Annotated in this window: 23 protein-coding genes; 8 read left to right on the top strand and 15 right to left on the bottom strand. The window is 39.2% G+C overall.

Annotated elements, in window-relative coordinates; genetic code table 11:
- Nucleotides 1–306: 306 nt before the first annotated feature.
- Genes B5D82_RS06625 through B5D82_RS06575 form a run of 11 tightly spaced genes read right to left on the bottom strand, consistent with a single transcriptional unit; the run spans nucleotide 307 to nucleotide 8,145 of the window.
- Nucleotides 307–585 (bottom strand): HPr family phosphocarrier protein, encoded by a 279-nt coding sequence (locus tag B5D82_RS06625; RefSeq protein ID WP_081150115.1) that lies wholly within the window; start codon nucleotides 583–585, stop codon nucleotides 307–309.
- Nucleotides 586–591: 6 nt separating this feature from the next.
- Nucleotides 592–1,449, bottom strand: coding sequence for an RNase adapter RapZ (gene rapZ / locus B5D82_RS06620; RefSeq protein WP_081150114.1), 858 nt, complete (start codon nucleotides 1,447–1,449; stop codon nucleotides 592–594).
- A gap of 6 nt (nucleotides 1,450–1,455) precedes the next feature.
- Nucleotides 1,456–1,908, bottom strand: a complete 453-nt coding sequence (ptsN, locus tag B5D82_RS06615) for a PTS IIA-like nitrogen regulatory protein PtsN (RefSeq protein ID WP_081150112.1) — start codon at nucleotides 1,906–1,908, stop codon at nucleotides 1,456–1,458.
- Between the two features lie 29 nt (nucleotides 1,909–1,937).
- Nucleotides 1,938–2,225, bottom strand: coding sequence for a ribosome hibernation promoting factor (hpf, locus tag B5D82_RS06610; RefSeq protein ID WP_081150111.1), 288 nt, complete (start codon nucleotides 2,223–2,225; stop codon nucleotides 1,938–1,940).
- A 35-nt stretch (nucleotides 2,226–2,260) separates the two neighbouring features.
- On the bottom strand, nucleotides 2,261–3,769 hold the full coding sequence (locus B5D82_RS06605; RefSeq protein WP_081150109.1) for an RNA polymerase factor sigma-54: 1,509 nt from the start codon (nucleotides 3,767–3,769) through the stop codon (nucleotides 2,261–2,263).
- A 60-nt stretch (nucleotides 3,770–3,829) separates the two neighbouring features.
- On the bottom strand, nucleotides 3,830–4,561 hold the full coding sequence (lptB, locus tag B5D82_RS06600) for an LPS export ABC transporter ATP-binding protein (RefSeq protein WP_081150107.1): 732 nt from the start codon (nucleotides 4,559–4,561) through the stop codon (nucleotides 3,830–3,832).
- Nucleotides 4,562–5,041: a lipopolysaccharide transport periplasmic protein LptA gene (lptA, locus tag B5D82_RS06595; RefSeq protein WP_245807572.1), complete on the bottom strand. Its 480-nt coding sequence runs from the start codon at nucleotides 5,039–5,041 to the stop codon at nucleotides 4,562–4,564. It abuts the gene before it with no gap.
- A gap of 31 nt (nucleotides 5,042–5,072) precedes the next feature.
- Nucleotides 5,073–5,639, bottom strand: a complete 567-nt coding sequence (lptC, locus tag B5D82_RS06590) for an LPS export ABC transporter periplasmic protein LptC (RefSeq protein ID WP_081150104.1) — start codon at nucleotides 5,637–5,639, stop codon at nucleotides 5,073–5,075.
- A complete protein-coding gene (gene kdsC / locus B5D82_RS06585) occupies nucleotides 5,636–6,181 on the bottom strand; it encodes a 3-deoxy-manno-octulosonate-8-phosphatase KdsC (RefSeq protein WP_081150102.1) in 546 nt (181 codons plus the stop codon). The genes lptC and kdsC overlap by 4 nt, the downstream gene beginning before the upstream one ends.
- A 1-nt stretch (nucleotide 6,182) precedes the next feature.
- On the bottom strand, nucleotides 6,183–7,148 hold the full coding sequence (locus B5D82_RS06580) for a KpsF/GutQ family sugar-phosphate isomerase (RefSeq protein ID WP_081150101.1): 966 nt from the start codon (nucleotides 7,146–7,148) through the stop codon (nucleotides 6,183–6,185).
- Nucleotides 7,149–7,164: 16 nt separating this feature from the next.
- Nucleotides 7,165–8,145, bottom strand: coding sequence for a calcium/sodium antiporter (locus tag B5D82_RS06575; RefSeq protein ID WP_081150099.1), 981 nt, complete (start codon nucleotides 8,143–8,145; stop codon nucleotides 7,165–7,167).
- A gap of 430 nt (nucleotides 8,146–8,575) precedes the next feature.
- Here B5D82_RS06575 and mlaF point away from each other — a divergent pair, with 430 nt between their 5' ends.
- From mlaF to murA, 7 genes are read left to right on the top strand one after another with little or no spacing between them, the layout of a single operon-like run.
- On the top strand, nucleotides 8,576–9,385 hold the full coding sequence (gene mlaF / locus B5D82_RS06570; protein WP_081150098.1) for a phospholipid ABC transporter ATP-binding protein MlaF: 810 nt from the start codon (nucleotides 8,576–8,578) through the stop codon (nucleotides 9,383–9,385).
- On the top strand, nucleotides 9,382–10,158 hold the full coding sequence (gene mlaE, locus B5D82_RS06565) for a lipid asymmetry maintenance ABC transporter permease subunit MlaE (protein ID WP_081150097.1): 777 nt from the start codon (nucleotides 9,382–9,384) through the stop codon (nucleotides 10,156–10,158). The genes mlaF and mlaE overlap by 4 nt, the downstream gene beginning before the upstream one ends.
- A 60-nt stretch (nucleotides 10,159–10,218) precedes the next feature.
- The gene (mlaD, locus tag B5D82_RS06560; RefSeq protein WP_081150096.1) at nucleotides 10,219–10,689 is read left to right on the top strand and encodes an outer membrane lipid asymmetry maintenance protein MlaD; all 471 of its coding nucleotides are present in this window, start codon (nucleotides 10,219–10,221) and stop codon (nucleotides 10,687–10,689) included.
- A gap of 2 nt (nucleotides 10,690–10,691) precedes the next feature.
- Nucleotides 10,692–11,330 carry an MlaC/ttg2D family ABC transporter substrate-binding protein gene (locus B5D82_RS06555; RefSeq protein ID WP_081150094.1) on the top strand — a complete coding sequence of 213 codons (639 nt, stop codon included), beginning with the start codon at nucleotides 10,692–10,694 and terminating at the stop codon, nucleotides 11,328–11,330.
- Nucleotides 11,331–11,388: 58 nt separating this feature from the next.
- Entirely contained in the window at nucleotides 11,389–11,685 is a 297-nt protein-coding gene (locus B5D82_RS06550; RefSeq protein ID WP_081150093.1) for an STAS domain-containing protein, read from the top strand.
- Nucleotides 11,686–11,709: 24 nt separating this feature from the next.
- Nucleotides 11,710–11,967 (top strand): BolA family protein, encoded by a 258-nt coding sequence (locus tag B5D82_RS06545; RefSeq protein WP_081150091.1) that lies wholly within the window; start codon nucleotides 11,710–11,712, stop codon nucleotides 11,965–11,967.
- 27 nt (nucleotides 11,968–11,994) lie between these two features.
- Entirely contained in the window at nucleotides 11,995–13,257 is a 1,263-nt protein-coding gene (murA, locus tag B5D82_RS06540) for a UDP-N-acetylglucosamine 1-carboxyvinyltransferase (protein WP_081150089.1), read from the top strand.
- Nucleotides 13,258–13,345: 88 nt separating this feature from the next.
- On the opposite strand, the gene B5D82_RS06535 is transcribed toward murA, so the two are convergent.
- The 4 genes from B5D82_RS06535 to B5D82_RS06520 form a co-directional block, all read right to left on the bottom strand.
- Nucleotides 13,346–14,404 carry a trypsin-like peptidase domain-containing protein gene (locus B5D82_RS06535; protein ID WP_245807571.1) on the bottom strand — a complete coding sequence of 353 codons (1,059 nt, stop codon included), beginning with the start codon at nucleotides 14,402–14,404 and terminating at the stop codon, nucleotides 13,346–13,348.
- Nucleotides 14,405–14,778: 374 nt separating this feature from the next.
- Nucleotides 14,779–15,468, bottom strand: a complete 690-nt coding sequence (locus B5D82_RS06530) for a glucosaminidase domain-containing protein (protein ID WP_094122771.1) — start codon at nucleotides 15,466–15,468, stop codon at nucleotides 14,779–14,781.
- 329 nt (nucleotides 15,469–15,797) lie between these two features.
- The gene (locus B5D82_RS06525) at nucleotides 15,798–17,159 is read right to left on the bottom strand and encodes a Do family serine endopeptidase (RefSeq protein ID WP_081150088.1); all 1,362 of its coding nucleotides are present in this window, start codon (nucleotides 17,157–17,159) and stop codon (nucleotides 15,798–15,800) included.
- A 112-nt stretch (nucleotides 17,160–17,271) separates the two neighbouring features.
- Entirely contained in the window at nucleotides 17,272–17,736 is a 465-nt protein-coding gene (locus B5D82_RS06520) for a Z-ring associated ZapG family protein (RefSeq protein WP_081150086.1), read from the bottom strand.
- 180 nt (nucleotides 17,737–17,916) lie between these two features.
- Here B5D82_RS06520 and zapE point away from each other — a divergent pair, with 180 nt between their 5' ends.
- A complete protein-coding gene (gene zapE / locus B5D82_RS06515) occupies nucleotides 17,917–19,032 on the top strand; it encodes a cell division protein ZapE (protein ID WP_081150084.1) in 1,116 nt (371 codons plus the stop codon).
- Nucleotides 19,033–19,086 lie beyond the last annotated feature (54 nt).

Here is a 19,086-nt window from a genome sequence, read left to right as displayed (position 1 = left end):
AAAGCTAAACAGTCCCTATTATGAAAGAGTATTATTAAAGTTATATTAAATAATATCAAATGAGAAAAAATTCGACTATTTGGATGATTCAGGCAAAGCGACTAAGGAGGCAACGCCGAGAATGAATATGTTTGAGAAATATCGTTTGTGCTAAATTCTCAAATGTAGCGTAAGTTAGCTAATTCATTTTTCCAATGAGTATTTAATATTAATAATTATCCGCGTTGAGTTTACCGTAATTTATCAGTTTTCGCAGCTTTTTTATTAACTTAAGAGCAAACAGAAATACGATAAATACTGTGATTCCTATTCAGCTTCATCAAACCTGTTACTAAAGAGTTGGCAAATTTCTTCTAATGCTATTTCGGCATCTACCCCTGAAGCAATTACCTTGACGGTTTTACCTTGTGCGCCGGCGAGTAGCATTAAGCCCATTATACTGTTCGCGTCTGCACGGTTTTCGTCTAACTCAATAGTCACTTTAGCGGTAAACTTTTGGCTCAATTGTGCAAGTTTAGAAGCCGCACGGGCATGTAGGCCAAGTTTATTAATGATAAGTACTTTCCGGCTTGCTTGTGCGCTCATGGTAATTTACGTACTTGCAGTAGTAGGTAAGTCACGATGACGTGATTGCACATCTTTACGTTCTTTACGCATATTATTTGCCAGTATTTCGGCAATATATACCGAACGGTGCATGCCGCCAGTACAACCAATCGCAATGGTAATATAACTGCGATTATTTCGTTCTAGATGCGGTAACCAAGTCATCATAAAACTGTTGATTTGCCAAATAAACTTAGTCACTATCGGTTGGCTTGCAAGGAAGTCTTGTACCGGTTTATCTAACCCTGTGAAGCCCTTTAGTTCTTTATCCCAAAATGGGTTTGGTAAAAAACGCGCATCAAAAACATAGTCAGCATCTTGTGGTACGCCATGTTTAAAACCAAATGACTCAAAGACAACGACCATAGAGCCAGATTTTTTCCCCAAAATTCGCTCTCTAACTAAGTCCGCTAGTTGATGTGGCGTAAGTTGGCTAGTATTGATATATAAGTGTGCTCGACTGGCGATTGGCTCAAGGAGCTTTTTCTCTAGGGCAATGGCTTGGTCTAAGGCAATATTTTGTTTAATCAACGGATGTAAGCGTCGCGTTTCACTGAATCGACGAATAAGATCACTATCATCCGCATCTAAATAAAGTAAGCTTAATTCAACCGCATTAGGCATATATTCAATGATTTCAGGTACATCATTAGGATCAGCTGGTAAGTTTCGTACATCGAGACTCACAGCTACATTCTCATAATCGTTAATCACTGTATGGATGAGAGCAGGTAATAAGTTGACAGGGATATTATCAACACAATAGTAGCCTAAATCCTCTAACACTCGCAGTGCAACACTTTTACCTGACCCTGAACGGCCACTGACTATAATTAGCTTCATCTGTGTTTAGCTCGCTTGTTGGATTAACTGATACAGTGCTTGGTTACTTTCGCATTTTCGTACTTGCTTGCAAAATTGCTTGTTACGAAAAATTTTTGCGATGCTCTGCAATGTACTGAGGTGGTTTTGACATTCTTCTTCAGGCACAAATAAGGCAATAAAAATATCAACTGGGCGATGATCAATAGCATCAAAATCAATTGCTTCTTCTGTGGTTATTACTACGGCAATGGGCTGTGTAGCATTTTCCAAACGACCATGCGGTATAGCAATGCCATTACCTATGCCAGTTGACCCCATTCTTTCACGTTTAACTAGGCTTTCTAAGAGTTGAAATGTGTCATGGTCTGCCAATTTATCGGCGGCCAGGCTACTTAAGTATTCTAGAATACGTTTTTTACTGGAGCCCGGTGCTGCACAAATAGTGCAGTCCGGGGATAAAATGTCTTGCAACTTCATAAACTTATAAAACCTAAAGCGACTGAGCGCTAATGCTTGTTAATTTTGCCTTTGTATTTCAGGATTTGGCGATCTAGCTTATCAATTAATGCATCAATTGATGCATACATATCATTATGCTCGGCCTTCGCGTGAACCTCTGAGCCACTTAAGTGCACAGTAGATTCGGCAATCTGATTCAATTTTTCTACGGTTAATACGACATGTACATTATTAATATGCTCAAAATGACGTTCTAGCTTTTCAAACTTGCCATTAACATAATCACGTAATGAGTCGGTAACATCGACATGGTGTCCAGTAAGATTAATTTGCATATGCTTCATTCCTCTTTTTTGGTGAATAAGACTGCCTACAATAGGCTTTTACGTTGATTTGACGGCGGTATAGAGAGCGACTCTCGATACTTGGCAATGGTTCTCCTTGCTACTTTTATACCTTGTTCAGCTAATATATCTGCGATTTTACTGTCGCTTAATGGCTTTGCGGGTATTTCAGCGGCAACAAGCTTTTTAATTAATTCACGAATAGCAGTTGAAGAACACTCACCGCCATTTTCAGTACTTACGTGGCTAGAGAAAAAGTATTTAAGCTCAAAAATGCCTCTGGGTGTGTGCATATATTTTTGTGTGGTAACACGAGAGATGGTTGATTCATGCATGTCCACAGCTTCTGCAATATCATTTAATACCATAGGTCGCATAGCCTCAGGCCCATGTTCAAAGAAACCTTGTTGGCGTTGTACAATGCAATTTGAAACTTTTAATAAGGTATCATTGCGACTTTCTAAGCTTTTGATAAACCATTTTGCTTCTTGTAAATTCGAGCGAATAAATTGGCTATCAGCAGACGACTTCATAGACCTAGACATGGCAGCATATTGTTGATTCACTGATAATTTAGGTGCAGTATCAGGATTAAGCTCTACCGTCCAGCGGCCGTTTTTCTTCTCAACAGATACATCAGGAATCACATATTGCTCTTCACTTTTGATGACACTATCGCCTGGACGAGGATCTAACGATTGGATCAAGCGAATAACTTCGCGCAATTGATCTTCTTTGATGCGTAATTTACGCATCAGTTGTCGATAATCACGATTACCAAGCAAGTCAATGTGTTCAGTTACGGCTAATTTACTTTCAGCTAGCCAAGGCGTATCTTTCGCAAATTGATTGAGCTGGATAAGCAAACACTCAGGAATTGAACGAGCAGCCACGCCAACGGGATCAAAAACGTTAATTCGTTTAAGTACCACTTCAACTTCATCGAGTTCTACATCGTCTATACCAACGCTTTCTAATATCTCATCTGCGGTAACCGTTAAGTAACCTGCTTCATCTATAGCTTCAATAATGGCGATGGCAATGGTTCTGTCGGTATCGCTAAATGGCGTAAGTTCCATCTGCCAAATAAGATGGTCTTGCAGTGAATCTTTCGTTTCACCCTGATAAGTATAATCTTCAGATGCGTGACCAACACCGCCGCTGCTCGCACTGGCACTGAAGTTATCATCCCAAGTGCTATCACTGTTTAATTCTTCGGGAATATCGGTTTTAGCTAAACCTTCGGATGAGCTAATCTCATCGATACTCGGGGCAGAATCCTCACTACCATCAGACGAAGACATTTCTTTCGTTTCGCCAACACTAGCGGAGTAACCTTCTTCTAAGTGATCTGGGGTGCTTTCTGAGTTACTTTCAAAAGATTCATCAACTTCAAGCAAGGGGTTACTTTCGAGTGCTTCTTGAATTTCTTGCTGGAGATCCAGAGTCGATAATTGCAGTAGCTTGATCGCCTGCTGCAATTGCGGGGTCATCGTTAATTGTTGTCCGATACGGAGTTGCAAAGTAGGACGCATTTACGTTTTCATTTCCCTGTTGAAATACATTATTGTTATACCGCTTTAGTCTGTTATTCACTATAGCGTGAATTGTTCACCAAGGTATACATCTCTTACATGTTGATTTGCAAGTATTTGATTCGAATTACCTTCAGCGATCAGTTCACCATGACTAACGATATAAGCATGTTCACAGACATCGAGTGTTTCTCGTACATTATGATCAGTGATCAGAATACCAATGCCACGTTCTTTTAAGTGTAGGATAATTTTTTTTATATCACCTACTGAAATTGGGTCAACACCAGCAAAAGGTTCATCAAGGAGAATAAATTTAGGGTCTGCCGCTAAAGCACGTGCTATTTCAACACGTCGGCGTTCACCGCCAGATAAACTCATACCTAAGTTATCCTTGATATGACCGATGTTGAACTCTTCTAATAAATGTTCAAGTTTTTCTTCTCGTTCAACATCGCTCAGGGTTTTACGCGTTTGTAAAATGGCCATAATGTTGTCATAAACAGACAATTTGCGAAAAATTGAAGCTTCTTGTGGTAAATAGCCGATGCCCTTACGCGCACGTTCGTGCATGGGTAACAAAGTTAAATCTTCACCATTTAAAACAATTGAGCCACTGTCGTTATTGACTAAGCCAACAATCATATAAAAGGAGGTGGTTTTACCCGCGCCATTGGGACCTAATAAGCCAACAATTTGTCCTGCGGACACTTTCATACTGACGTTTTTAACGACTTTTCTGCCTTTGTAGGCTTTTGCAAGACCGGTTGCTGATAATGTTGAAGTTGACATTTACTCTTGCTTGTCCTTAGATTTTTTAGGCAGTTCAGTTTTATTTTTTGGCTGTAATACCGTTTCTACTTTAGCGTTATCTAAGCTTTCAGCATTGACATATTCGGTGTCAAAATTATAAGTGATTTTACTACCGCTAACTTCACTACCTTCTTGGCGCAGAAGTGCATTACCTGAAATGACCACGGTGTTCATACTGGGCTCATACCGGATTTCATTAGCTTGTAGGTTTATGGGGCTGCCATCTTGCAGCGTTTGCTCAAATGTCGCTGGTGAACCCTTGGCAATATAAATTTTGTTATCACTTTTATCTTCGGTAATTACCTGTACTAATTCAGCATGTATTGTTAGCGTGCCTTGAGCAATAATGACATTATCGATATAACTGAATATTTTGTTTTTCAGATCGGCAGCTTGTCGCGAAGAAGATATTTTAATTTCTTGTTCAACATTAAACTTTTCTGCGCTTACTGCTGGCACTAATAATGCGAAAGCGGTGAGGCAAATAAGGTTATTTTTTAATTTTTTTATAAATGGTTTGCACATGTTCAGTCAATGTCATCTGTGTTGTGTTTAAGTCTACAATTAATCCTGAGCCATACATAGTAAATCCTTTACCTAATATTAAGATAGTTTGCTCTGAGCTGATTATATTAGTTTTTAAATCCATTTCTAAATTTTTTCCGTGCACTTCCTGTATCAAACTTTCTTCATCAGTGGCGATTAAACGTACGCGGTTTTTCAATTTTACACGGTTATTATTATATAACGTGCCTTCATTGGCTGTTACTTGCCAAGTAGGTTTGTTGTTTTTTGGGTATAGGGTATATCTTGGGTATTCAAAGTGTGTGACCTCTAATTGAGCATAATGTTCCATCCGTTGTGCTTCTACATTATATGATAATGCACCGGTTGCTTTGTAAACATCGCTGTTGAGGTTTTCAGCAATAAATTCTGGATTAGTGGCATTGTCGAGGATACTACTGGTTTCTTTCTTAGCGCCATACCACTCAAGTAGACCATAAGTCGTTAACGCCAAAATAAATAAGGTTATTGTCGCAAGGGTGATGCGGTTCATATACTGGCACCCTTTGCATCGGCTAAAGTATGCTGACTTTGCATAATAAGGTCGCAAGTTTCGCGCACAGCACCAAAGCCACCTCGGGTATAGGTTGTGTAATCACAAAGATTTAAAATGGCAGGGTGCGCGTCATTAACCGCAATACTAAAACCAACATAGTTTAGGCATTCAAAATCTGGCATATCATCGCCGATGTAAGCAACTTGTTCAGGCGTTAGTTGTAAAGCGTCTATCATCGCTTTTAATGCAGGCAGTTTATTTTCTTCACCTTGCACTATGTGTTTAACGTTTAATGCCGTCATGCGTGTTTGGACGATATTAGATTTTCTGCCCGTGATCACGGCAACATCAACACCACTTGCCCCTAAAGCTTTAATGCCATAACCATCTTTGGTATGAAAGGCTTTTAGTTCTTCACCGTTATTGCCTAAGTAGATACGACCATCAGAAAAAACACCGTCAATGTCACAAACAAAAAGTTTAATTTTTTGCGCTTTTTGCCAAACACTTGGCGCTACTTTTCCGTATAAACTATCCAAATTACAGCACTCCTGATTTTAATAAGTCATGCATATTCATGGCACCAATGGGGTGATTATTATCGTCGACAATAATCAGGCCATTAATTTTTTTGTCTTCCATGATTTTTAATGCTTCAGCAGCAAGCATATCTTGCTTAGCTACAAGCGGATTTCTAGTCATTACGCTGGTAATGCTGTCTTGATGTATATTAATTTCTGCATCTAAAATACGGCGTAAATCACCATCAGTAAACAGGCCAACTAGGCTCTTGTTCACGTCAACAATCGCGGTCATGCCTAAGCCTTTTAGTGACATTTCGACTAACGCATCTTTTATCTTAGCAGCTTCTGTCACGGTTGGGAGGCGGTCATCTTTGTGCATGATATCGGCTAAGCGTAATAATAACCTTTTACCTAAGCTACCACCGGGGTGAGATAAAGCAAAATCGTCAGCGGTAAAGCCACGCGCATTCAATAAAGCAACCGCTAACGCGTCTCCCATGACTAACGTTGCTGTTGTGCTAGACGTTGGCGCTAATCCCAAAGGGCAAGCTTCTTGTGATACTTTTACACAAACGTGCGTATCGGCAAGTTTTGCTAGTGTTGATTCAGGTTTACCTGTCATGGCAATTATTTTGGCGCCAATACGCTTGAGTACGGGAATAATTGCCAGTACCTCGCCAGTCTCGCCAGAATTAGAAATGGTTAGTACCACATCATCAACGGTGACCATGCCGAGATCGCCATGGCTTGCTTCACCAGGGTGTACAAAAAATGAAGGGGTACCGGTACTTGCTAATGTTGCGGCAATTTTTCCGCCAATGTGGCCTGATTTACCCATACCAATAACGATGACACGGCCTCGGCAATTAAACATTAGCTCACAGGCTTTAGCGAAATCGTCGTCTATATATTGCGATAATTCGGCAATGGCTTGCTGTTCAATATTAATAACATTTAAGGCTAATTGTTTAAAATTTTTCATTGCTAAAGACCACTTTTTACACGTTGATTTGACTGAAAAGTAACACTTGATAACCAAAAAACACTGCTAATAATAGTAACCCTTTCGCGCGCGTGATGCGAAACTTTCCGCCACGACTGAAACATAGTAGGAACAATAAAAAGGTAGTTGCTAACATAAACGGAGCGTCGCGCACTGCGGCGGCATTATCAATATCACCTGGGGCGATTAGCCCTGCAAGTGACAATACCGCTAATATATTAAAAATATTTGAGCCAATAATATTACCTAAAGCAAGATCATCTTCTTTTTTAATAATGCTCATAATGCTAGCGGCTAACTCTGGCAAACTGGTACCAATGGCAATAACAGTTAGGCCAATAACGAGATCACTAATACCAAACGCTTTGGCAATAAATACGGATGAGTCAACCAGGTAGCTCGCACTTAAAGGCAGTAATATTATGCCGACAACTAACCAGATTATAGAGCTTTTGGTACTGACGCCGTCAGGCACTTCTTGCTCTGCTTCTAGTACCATTTTATCGTCAATAGGATTTTCTTTTGAGCGCTTTAACGTCACAAAGAGCAAAGTAGCGATATAAAGCACAAAGCCAATAATCAGTATTAAACCTTCATTGAAGCTAAAGTTACTATTGGCCAACATGTATGTCGCTATAGCGGTAATGATTAGAATCAGCGGTATTTCACGTTTAATAGTCGATGACGAAACTGATAATGGATGAAAAAGTGCTGTTAAGCCAAGCACTAAGGCAATATTGGTTATGTTTGAACCTATAGCATTACCAATAGCCGTGTCTGGATTTCCCTGTAAAGACGCAGTAGCGGCGATCATCATCTCAGGAGCCGAAGAGCCCATAGCGACAATCGTTAAGCCAATTATCATCGGAGATATACCAAGATTTCGTGCTAATGCTGAGGCACCAAATACAAATTTGTCTGCACTCCACACTAAAATAACTAGTGAAAGCAATAAGATCAAAATTTGGATGAACATTCAAAACTCCTGTTTGGTAACGCTAAATAGTGTTTGCTGATGAAGGTATAAAAAGAGGAATTATAAACCATTGATGATAACCGATGACACCCAATTAATACTTATTTTGCCCATATTAGGTTGAGCAAACTCCATTATAAACTTTTTCTGATATTTTTGGCACGCTCAATCATCATAAAATAAATAAAATAAACCAGAGGATGTTGAAATTTAATTATATCTCCTGACTATAGAGCATGAAGTAGCTCCAGTTTATTTACCATATAGGCGAACATTCATAAAGATATTGCTACATTAAAGTTACATTTACATACTTTTGCTTACTCTTTTCCTAGTAAATATTTATTAATTTGTAATGACTGAGCTGTTGCGCTGCGTTAGAATTCCAATATATAAGACAATAATTAACTGTGGTGTTACCCCAAGCAATATGTCCGAAATTTTAGTTGATATCAAAAACATGACTTTTAAGCGTAACGAACGTGTCATTTATGATGGCATCAGTTTGTCTATTCCTAAAGGTAAAGTTACTGCAATAATGGGTCCTAGTGGTATCGGGAAAACAACCTTATTGCGCCTAATTGGTGGTCAAATTAAACCAGAATCCGGACACATTCTATTTGATGGTCACGACATACCTAAATTATCTCGTAAAGCTTTATATGATGTACGCAAGCGTATGAGTATGCTTTTTCAAAGTGGTGCGTTGTTTTCCGATATGAGTGTTTACGATAATATCGCCTTTCCAATACGTGAGCATACTGAGTTAGCCGAAGATGTAATTGAAAAAATGGTTCTGATGAAATTAGAAGCTGTTGGTTTGCGTGGTGCTCGGGATTTACGACCCAGTGAACTTTCAGGCGGCATGGCACGTCGTGCGGCATTAGCGCGTTCAATTGCTTTAGACCCGGAACTGATTCTTTATGACGAGCCTTTTGCTGGTCAAGACCCGATTTCTATGGGAGTCATAGTGCGCTTAATTCGTGAATTAGGGCAAGCGCTAGGATTAACTTCTGTCGTGGTTTCTCATGATGTGCCAGAAGTGATGAGTATTGCAGATTATATCTACATTATTGCAGAGCAAAAAATTATCGGTCAAGGTACGCCGGAAGAGATTTACGCTCAAACGTCACCTTTAGTGCAGCAATTTGTAAAAGGTGAAGCTGATGGTCCGGTACCCTTTCATTATCCTGCAGCGTCATATCGCGAAGAGTTAATTGGCCAAGGAGTTGAGAAGTGAATCAACTGCAACACTTAGGTCGTACCATTATTGACCAAATATCAGGCTTAGGTAGGGCTTTGTTGATGTTAGCATCAGCATTGTTGCATATGCCTAACCCGCGCAAAGGTTTTCCATTGTTGATGAACCAACTTTATTCAGTTGGTGTCATGTCGTTAGTTATCATTTTAGTCTCTGGTTTGTTTATCGGCATGGTATTAGCTTTGCAGGGCTATACTATTTTAGTGGGCTATGGCGCTGAAGCAAGTCTAGGCCCCATGGTCGCCTTGTCATTGTTACGAGAATTAGGTCCAGTGGTAGCTGCCTTACTTTTTGCTGGTCGAGCCGGTTCTGCGCTTACGGCTGAAATAGGATTAATGAAAGCAACCGAGCAACTTTCAAGCCTCGAAATGATGGCTGTTGACCCGTTGCGTCGTGTTGTAGCACCTCGCTTTTGGGCTGGTTTTATCAGTTTACCTTTACTAGCTGCAATATTTTCTGCGGTTGGTATTTTAGGTGCCCATATCGTCGGTGTTGATTGGTTAGGCGTTGATAGTGGTACGTTTTGGTCGGTAATGCAGTCGCAAGTGTCATTTGAGAAAGATATTTTAAATGGCATTATCAAAAGTTTAGTGTTTGCTTTTGTGGTGACTTGGATCGCGGTTTATAAGGGGTATTCTTGTGAGCCAACGTCTGAAGGCATCAGCAGAGCAACAACGTCTACGGTAGTGCAATCGTCATTATTAGTTTTAGGCTTAGATTTTGTATTAACCGCGTTGATGTTTGCAAATTAATGTTCGCAAAGTAGTTATAGCGGTTATTTAGTTAAATATAATTTGAATTTGGTGGAAGACATGGTGTCGAAAAAAATAGAGTTATTGGTCGGACTATTTGCTGCAATTGGTATTGCTGCATTGTTAATGCTAGCGCTAAAAGTAGCTGATAGTGGTATTTCAGGCAGTGGTAGCACATATCAACTGTACGCGAAATTTGACAACATTGGTGGTTTGAAAGTTCGTTCACCCATTAAAGTTGGTGGTGTTGTTGTCGGTCGCGTTAGTGCAATTTCGCTAGACAGCGAAGACTATACGCCGGTGGTCACTTTAGACATTTTTGCCGAATACAATAATTTTTCAGAAGCAACGTCGGTGTCAATCTTAACCGCAGGTTTATTGGGTGAACAATATGTTGGCTTATTACCTGGCTTTATACATTCGTCTGTTGAAACATTACAGCCCGGTGACTTTATTGAAGATACAAAACCGGCCTTGGTATTAGAAGAACTCATTGGGCAATTTTTGTTTGGTCAAGGAAGTGGTGATTAATCATGAATAAGACGATAAAAAAACTGTTTTTTTGTTTAACGCTTTTGGGATTGACTGCTGGTGTTAACGCCGCTGAAGAGGTTAATAAAAAAGACCCTTATGTCATGATTAGAACGGTTGCGGATATCACCTTTAAGCGCTTTGCCAATGAGCAAAGTGCGATCCGTACCGAGCCAAATTTATTGAAGACCATCGTGCGTGAAGAGCTCATGCCTTATATAAATTACCAATATGCGGCATATAAAGTTATTGGTAGTAACTTTAAGAAAACTAATAAAGCCGAACGAGCTGAATTTGTACCTGCATTTCGTGAATACCTTATCACGTCTTATGCTCAGGTTTTTACCTTGTATAATAATCAACTAGTAGAGTTTGCACCGGCAAGAGATTTTTCTGATGAACGTGTGGTATCAGTTGCTACCAGTGTTATAGAGCCTGGACGCGAACCTATTGATATTTCTTTTCGTGTGCGAAAAAATAAAAAAACCGGTGAGTGGAAAGCATACGATATGGTCGCGGAAGGTATAAGCTTACTCGATAGCAAACAAGCAGAGTTAAGTAGCTTGATTCGTCAAAAAGGACTGTCTCATGTTACTGAAATGCTCAGAGAAAAAAGTCAAAAAAGCATTAGTTTTAAGTAATATAATTATTTTAAGCGTACAGATAAAGTAACGTATTAAAGGTTGTTAACAAATTAAAATGATAGATGTCCAACAAGCAGATGAAAAAGCGATTTTTAGTGGTGCCTTAACGCGTGCTACAATAACGCGTGCATTTGATAAAAAGTACCGTCAATTAGTCAATAATGAGCGTATTGTTATTGATTTAGCTATGGTTAGCCAAATTGACACCGCAGGCTTAGCGTGGATTTTATTATTAATAGAATTGGCGGCGAGTAAAGGCTGTGATATCAGCTTAGTTAATTTACCTGAAGATTTAATAAAGCTGGCAAAGTTAAGTGCAGTTGATACGTTATTACCGATAAAAAACACCTAATTTATACGCTATTTGGAGCAAAAAGTGGAAGTAAAAGATATAGAAAAGCTAATTACCGATGCGGTTGAATTAGACGAAATCCATGTGTCATTTGATGGCTCACAATGTAAAATTATCGCCGTTGCCGATTTTCTTGGCGACTTGAGCCGTGTGAAAAAGCAGCAAACAATCTATGCCCCTTTAACACAAGTGATTAATGATGGTCTGATTCACGCGGTATCTATTAAAACCTTCACAACGTCTGTTTGGCAACGTGAAAAAATGTTTAACTTACCTCTTTAATTCACCCAGACAAAAAAGAATATAATATTGGACGCATTTAAAATTATTGGTGGGCAACCACTACACGGCGAAGTAACTATTTCAGGCGCAAAAAATGCGGCATTACCTATTTTAATGTCCGCATTACTCTCGGAAACGCCGGTTACTTTCTCCAACGTACCCAAGCTTAATGATATTGAAACGACGATTAAACTTTTGTCACAATTCGGCGCAAAATGCCAGTGGGTTAGTGAGAGTAGTTTGATGATAGATGCGAGTAGCATTGATCATTGTCGCGCGTCATATGAATTAGTAAAAACTATGCGAGCTTCTATTTTAGTTCTAGGTCCTTTACTTGCCCGTTTTGGTCACGCAGAAGTGTCTTTACCGGGGGGATGTGCTATCGGTGCACGACCGGTTAATTTGCATATTCATGGTTTGAAATTGATGGGTGCAGATATAGACGTTGAAAATGGCTATATCGTTGCTCGTAACAATGGTCGTCTCAAAGGCGCGACCATTTTTATGGATACTGTTAGTGTTACCGGTACTGAAAACTTGATGATGGCGGCAGCACTGGCTGATGGCGTAACGATTATTGAAAATGCAGCGCGTGAGCCTGAAATTGTCGATTTAGCTAATTGTTTAAATAGCATGGGCGCCATTGTTTTAGGTGCAGGCTCTGATACGTTAACGATTACGGGTGTTGAAAAACTTCAAGGTGAAAGCTATTCAGTGATGCCTGATCGAATTGAAACAGGTACATTTTTAGTTGCTGCAGCAGTAACCCAAGGTAAGGTAAGATGTTTAAATACTGACCCTAAAGCCTTAGATGCAGTACTCAGTAAATTACAAGAGGCCGGCGCGGTTATCACTACAGGTGATGATTGGATTGAGCTAGAAATGACCTCAAGACCAAAAGCAGTTAATATCCGCACGGCACCTCATCCCGCGTTTCCAACCGATATGCAAGCGCAATTCGTTGCAATGAATGCGATAGCCCAAGGCACAGCAACGACAACAGAAACTATTTTCGAAAATCGCTTTATGCATGTGCCTGAACTACAACGTATGGGCGCGAAGATCAGTCTTGAAGGTAATACCGCAATCAGTACCGGTGTTGAACAGCTAAATGGTGCGCAAGTAATGGCCACTGATTTACGTGCTTCAGCGAGCTTAGTTATTGCGGGGTTAGTGGCAAGTACTGAAACGCAAGTTGACCGTATTTACCATATTGACCGTGGCTACCAGAAAATTGAAGATAAGCTGCAAGCCCTAGGCGCAAACATCACGCGTATTAAAGCTTCATAACAGACAAAAGTTAATGTCTATTAACCGTTGACAGCACGATAAAAAAATCCCAGCTAATAGCTGGGATTTTTATTTTTTTAAAGCAGTATTACTTTGGTATTTCAACGATAGTGACTGGTAAGGTTAGCAGTTGATTATCGCGAGAGATCATAAAGTTTAATATGCTCCCTGGGGCCGCTTCAGCGACAACATCTAAGCCTTGTTTTGCATTCAGTAATCTAATGTCGTCAATTTGATAAACCACGTCACCTGATTGCAGTCCTGCTTTTAGGGCTGGGCTGTTTGGGGTAATTGTCCCAATAATAAAGCCTTTGAGATTAGTCAGTGAATCGTTTGCGTCAACGCCGAGCCATCCCCGAACTACGCGACCATGCTCTATAATTTTTAACATAATGGTTCGGGCTAATTGATACGGTACAGCAAAAAATATTCCCTGAATATTGAGGTTAGGATTAGCCTGAGTAAATTTTCTTGAATTGATACCGACTAATTCACCATTAGAGTTGATAAGTGCGCCACCAGAGTTACCTTCGTTAATGGCCGCATCCATTTGTAAAAACTGTAAGTAGCTAGTGCTTAATCCGCTTTGGCCGGTAGCACTGACAATACCTTGGGTCACAGTTTGTCCAAGATTTAAAGGATTACCTATCGCTAAAACTACATCGCCCACTTGTGAAGTTAATGTACTGATTTGCGGGATCACGGGTAAATTATTGTCTTGAACTTTTAATACAGCAAGATCAGTTAGTACATCGTAACCAATAAGCTCAGCATGAAGCTCTTGGCCTCGTTGTAATACAACGACGATTAAATCAGCACTTTGCACAACATGATAATTAGTTAAGATATAACCTTGTTCATGCATGATTACACCACTGCCTAACCGAGTTACTTTTCGTGGTTGGCGGCCATAAGTCGGATTTACTTGAATATCTTCAGTGTATATATTGACTACCGCAGGACCGGCTAAACGTACCGCTTTAGCATAAGACAACGGCTGTTGACTTTTCTCAGTAGTGGAGAGAAATTTCCATGGAACGATATTGTTTTCACGCAGTTCAGGGACGAGTAACAACAAAACCACAGCAAACATAACGCCATAGCTAGCTGAGCGAATAACAAATTTTAGGGCATTGATAATTTTCAACAGGATTATTTTTATTAGTCTAATTTTTTGTAGATTACCATAAAGCCTTTGTTGTTATAAAGTTTTTCTCAGCTAGCTGCTCAGTAGCGCACTTAGCTTGTGCGACATTTATTTAAGCTTGTCATCGCATGGATGCAGATAATTAATGAACCTGGGGCTGTTTAATGGCGTTGGAGAATGTTATTTAGGGGCAGCTTTAATGTTATTAGCGAGTGTTACCGATGTAAACGCCAAAATGGTTTTAATGAGCTTATAAATAGGGTTTTATAGTTTTAGACTGCTGAACCAAGAGTACTACTTGTATATTTTTACAATCTAAAACTATGAATAATCGATATTCCTGAAGTATTTAAAAAACTGAAATAATGAGTGTTTTAATTTATAGCATCATATTGACGAAATTTATTAAACTTAATAATGGATGTTAACTCATGACCATATTCAGCACCTTTTTCAGAATAACGGTCTAATTTTTTAACCAGAGCATGCGGGTCGTCAGTTTTCATTTTTAATTGTCTAAATTCTTTAAATGCATCGCCACGTGCAATGGTTCGATAATAATCACTGACAGATGCTTTCACAGAGGGGTATTCCTTAACCCAAATCGTTTTATCACCGCGTTTTTGTAGTGCAGCTATTCTAGGTTCATCTTCATCAAACGACCAAACACCAAAAATATTATACGCTTCTCTGAAGAATCGAGAAGTTGCCCAAGAACTTTCCATTGCAGCCTGAGCAATAGCAATGCTTTTCGGGTGTGGCTTAAGTGCCATGAGAAGTTCTGCATCACTTTTTGCTTTATATTCCACTTTAAGTTCTGCTATTTCATCAGTATCACTACCCGACTTTAGTGCTGCGGCAACGTCTTTATATTGCACCATAAGGTCATCATAAACTTCGTCTACGGCCGGAATTATAAGCGCTTTAAAGCGTGCTTTTTTCTCTTGTACTGTCATTTTAGGCAGTGTTGTGTCTTTCGCTGTGTAGAAATAAATAACGGCGGATACTAAGAAGATGGAAATAAGTACGATTAAAATTTTTGATTGAGAAGCAGTTAATTTCATATAAAGCCTTTAATTCAATTGTAAAAAACAAGATAAGCTATAATAACACATAAGTTACTTTGCTCTAAAATCGGTTGTTTTGAAAACGAACAGTTTGTAAATAATAACGACTGACCGTTAACCTTCCCCTAAAGCCAAGCCCAAACCTAAACTTAAATAGTATTGAAAATAGGTTTTCTATAAAAGTCTCATGAACGTCTCTAAACTCTATAATTCAAGCGTGGCGATTTAAAAGTAATGACATAAAAAAAGCCTGTCGTTTGACAGGCTTAACTCTATAAAAATTAGTAAAAAATAAGACTAATAAATAGATTTTTGGTGATGGAGTACTAACGGATCATCAAGAATAATGACGAATTGTTCCGTTGTACATTTAATGCGAAAACACCCTTATGATCATTTAAGTAGCTACGTAATTCACCAATGTTATTAATACGTTGGCGGTTAATGCCATTTATCACATCACCTTTACGCAAGCCGACTGAGGCTGCAGGGCTGTTTTCTGCAATTTCAGCAACGACAATACCATTGCCTTTATCATCGTTTTCTAGCTCAGCACCATCGAGCATACGATGTAAACTTACAGCTTCTATTTTAGCCATTTCAGATTTCTTCAGGGTGACATCATAGGTCTTCTCTTTACCGTCCTTTCTAATCACAGTAATTTTTATGGTTTTGCCAGCACCTATTGAGCCAATCTTGCCTCTAAGCTCGTTAAAGGTTTTAATCATTTTACCATTAATTTTAATAATGACATCACCAGCACGAATACCGGCTTCATCAGCAGCAGAGTCTTTTGTTACTTGTTCTACAAAGCCACCTTGACTGACGTCAAGCTCCATTGCTTTGGCAATTTCACTCGTAACACTTCGACCAGCAACGCCTAAAACGCCGCGACGTACTTCGCCAAATTCAATTATTTGATTAACCAGGTTTTGTACCATGTTGCTTGGAATTGCAAAGCCAATGCCGACATTGCCACCATTAGGTCCTAAAATGGCGGTATTGATACCAATAAGCTCACCACGTAAATTGATTAAAGCGCCACCTGAGTTACCGCTATTAATTGCCGCATCGGTTTGAATGAAATCTTCGTAATTTTCAATGTTTAGACCACTGCGGCCTAAGGCACTTACGATGCCAGAGGTAACCGTTTGTCCTAAACCAAATGGACTACCAATTGCGACAGCAAAATCACCAACGCGTATACGATCAGAGTCTGCAAATTTTACGGCAATAAGGTCGTCTGCGACAATCTGTAATAAAGCGATATCGCTAGCTTCGTCGCCACCTATTTTTTTAGCTTCGAGTTGACGGCCATCTTTTAAAGTGATTTGAATTTCGTCTGCATCGTTTATTACGTGACTGTTAGTGACGATATAACCTTTATCAGCATCAAGAATAACACCTGAGCCTAAACCTCTAAATTCTCGTTCTTTTTGTTGCCCTTGGTTTTGACGAGGGTTACCAAAGAAAAACTTGAAGGCATCTGGAACACGCTGCTGAACTTCATGGGTGCCGCGAACTGAAATAAGTACAACGCCAGGAGTTACCTGTTCTAACATGGGCGCAAGGCTGGGCATAGTTTGGCCATTTAGCGATTGAGGCATTGCGGCTTGTACGGGTAAACTTGCCATGGCAATTGAAGAGGAAAGTAAAACAGTATTAATTAAAACTGATAAATTTTTCATATAACAGAAAACTCCTAATTAAAGTATTTATAAGCAACAAGATTAAATTTTTTTAGCTAATTAATCTTGTTGCTATCACCCAATTAAAGACATGGAATAAAAAAATTAGTTCCTAATTATTGGTTTGAGCATTTGTAACAGTATGTTTCTTATCATCAAACAATCCGCTTGGTGAACCGGAATAGTCTAACGGTGCCTCAGACGATGTTTCGTCATTTTTTCGCAAATTTTTGTTGTGTCGCAAATTCACGGTTTGTGCCAATTGTTCTTGCGTTTCTTTAGAGAAAAATGGCATGTTCTCTATATTCTCAGGTGTTGCTTGTTGCAACAGTTGGGTGCTCTGCGCCATTTGAGCCATAGCTACTTGGCAGGTGCTGTTCATTTGCTCAAGCAAAGATGCTGAGTTTTCAAGGTGCTCTGCTACATCAAGTTTATATTGTGCTAACTCTGATTCACTTTGACTGGCTTTTGCAGCGAGTTTTTGTGTTTCTTGTGCCGATGAAAAAAGCGTTCTGTTAGCAAAAAAACCGACAATTGCACCAACGATAAATAGCCCAAGCCCTAAAACAACATTCATATTTCTATACCTTCATTGTATTCATGGAAAAAATTAGAGAAAATACCCTTCAATCCAATTTAATATAACGTGCTTCACGCTACTTTCCTAATGAATATATTTGCAAATAAATATATTTCAAGTGTAGTTTGTGTAAACGCTATAAAAAAATTAAGTTAGTACTAATTAAACGGCTGTTAAATGATTAAATTATCTCCAATTGGAAAGTATACACAAGATTTAACCCACGATGACTTTCACTATGATGCAGCACAAGAAAATGCGGTTCAAAATCTACAACGCCTATATGACGACTTAATTACCCAACCATTGCCGGTAACTGGCTTTAAAAAAGTATTAAATAGCTGGAAAAGAGTGGTAGCTAAGCCTGAGGTAAGAATAATCAAAGGTATTTATTTTTGGGGGGGTGTTGGCCGTGGTAAAACTTATCTTGTTGATACGTTTTATGATTGTTTACCGTTTAAAAATAAAATGCGGGTGCACTTTCATCGCTTTATGCACCGAGTACACGAAGAACTAAAATCTCTGCAGGGACAATCTGATCCATTAAAAGTTATTGCTAAGCGTTTTGCTGATGAAACGTGCATTATTTGTTTTGATGAGTTTTTTGTTTCAGATATTACTGATGCAATGATTTTAGGGACGTTATTTGAAGAATTATTTGCCCACAATGTTACGCTTGTCGCTACGTCAAATATTATCCCAGATGAGTTGTATCGTAATGGCTTACAGCGAGAGCGCTTCTTACCGGCAATAAAGTTAATTAATGAATGCTGTGACGTGATCAACGTTGACAGTGGGGTCGATTATCGACTTCGTACGCTAGAGCAAGCTGAAATTTTTCATTTTCCGCTAGACCAACAAGCCGAAGAAAACTTAATGCATTACTTTCAGCAGCTGTCGATTGAAGCAGGTCAAAAAGGTAAGGTTATAAACATTAATAACCGTCCTTTAACGACGGTACAGGAATCAGATGGCGTGGTGCACTTTGAATTTTCTACGTTATGTGAGTCTGCGCGCAGTCAGCGTGATTATATGGAACTAAGCCGTTTATACCACACAGTGTTATTGGCGAATGTTACACAAATGGGTGTTGATAATGATGATAGCACGCGTCGATTTATTGCCTTAGTCGATGAATTTTATGAGCGCCATGTTAAATTGATTATTTCAGCTGAAGTCGCTTTAGAGTCTTTGTATTTAGAGGGGCGCTTAACATTTGAATTCAAGCGATGTCTGAGTCGCTTACAAGAAATGCAGTCACATAGTTATTTGGCCAGTGAGCATTTGCCTTAGATAATTATTGTTTATTGACCCGTTTTCAAATTTAAACAGAAAAGATTAAAAAAT

It is taken from the genome of Cognaticolwellia beringensis (assembly GCF_002076895.1).
GTDB lineage: Bacteria > Pseudomonadota > Gammaproteobacteria > Enterobacterales > Alteromonadaceae > Cognaticolwellia > Cognaticolwellia beringensis.
This window is presented reverse-complemented; position numbering and strand designations above follow the sequence as displayed.

Bases quoted from the DNA above. Each gene is read 5' to 3' on its own strand.
- B5D82_RS06625 (WP_081150115.1), bottom strand. From the start codon at position 585: ATGAGCGCACAAGCAAGCCGGAAAGTACTTATCATTAATAAACTTGGC.
- rapZ (WP_081150114.1), bottom strand. From the start codon at position 1,449: ATGAAGCTAATTATAGTCAGTGGCCGTTCAGGGTCAGGTAAAAGTGTT.
- ptsN (WP_081150112.1), bottom strand. From the start codon at position 1,908: ATGAAGTTGCAAGACATTTTATCCCCGGACTGCACTATTTGTGCAGCA.
- hpf (WP_081150111.1), bottom strand. From the start codon at position 2,225: ATGCAAATTAATCTTACTGGACACCATGTCGATGTTACCGACTCATTA.
- B5D82_RS06605 (WP_081150109.1), bottom strand. From the start codon at position 3,769: ATGCGTCCTACTTTGCAACTCCGTATCGGACAACAATTAACGATGACC.
- lptB (WP_081150107.1), bottom strand. From the start codon at position 4,561: ATGTCAACTTCAACATTATCAGCAACCGGTCTTGCAAAAGCCTACAAA.
- lptC (WP_081150104.1), bottom strand. From the start codon at position 5,639: ATGAACCGCATCACCCTTGCGACAATAACCTTATTTATTTTGGCGTTA.
- B5D82_RS06580 (WP_081150101.1), bottom strand. From the start codon at position 7,148: ATGAAAAATTTTAAACAATTAGCCTTAAATGTTATTAATATTGAACAG.
- B5D82_RS06575 (WP_081150099.1), bottom strand. From the start codon at position 8,145: ATGTTCATCCAAATTTTGATCTTATTGCTTTCACTAGTTATTTTAGTG.
- mlaF (WP_081150098.1), top strand. From the start codon at position 8,576: ATGTCCGAAATTTTAGTTGATATCAAAAACATGACTTTTAAGCGTAAC.
- mlaD (WP_081150096.1), top strand. From the start codon at position 10,219: ATGGTGTCGAAAAAAATAGAGTTATTGGTCGGACTATTTGCTGCAATT.
- B5D82_RS06555 (WP_081150094.1), top strand. From the start codon at position 10,692: ATGAATAAGACGATAAAAAAACTGTTTTTTTGTTTAACGCTTTTGGGA.
- B5D82_RS06550 (WP_081150093.1), top strand. From the start codon at position 11,389: ATGATAGATGTCCAACAAGCAGATGAAAAAGCGATTTTTAGTGGTGCC.
- B5D82_RS06530 (WP_094122771.1), bottom strand. From the start codon at position 15,468: ATGAAATTAACTGCTTCTCAATCAAAAATTTTAATCGTACTTATTTCC.
- B5D82_RS06525 (WP_081150088.1), bottom strand. From the start codon at position 17,159: ATGAAAAATTTATCAGTTTTAATTAATACTGTTTTACTTTCCTCTTCA.
- B5D82_RS06520 (WP_081150086.1), bottom strand. From the start codon at position 17,736: ATGAATGTTGTTTTAGGGCTTGGGCTATTTATCGTTGGTGCAATTGTC.
- zapE (WP_081150084.1), top strand. From the start codon at position 17,917: ATGATTAAATTATCTCCAATTGGAAAGTATACACAAGATTTAACCCAC.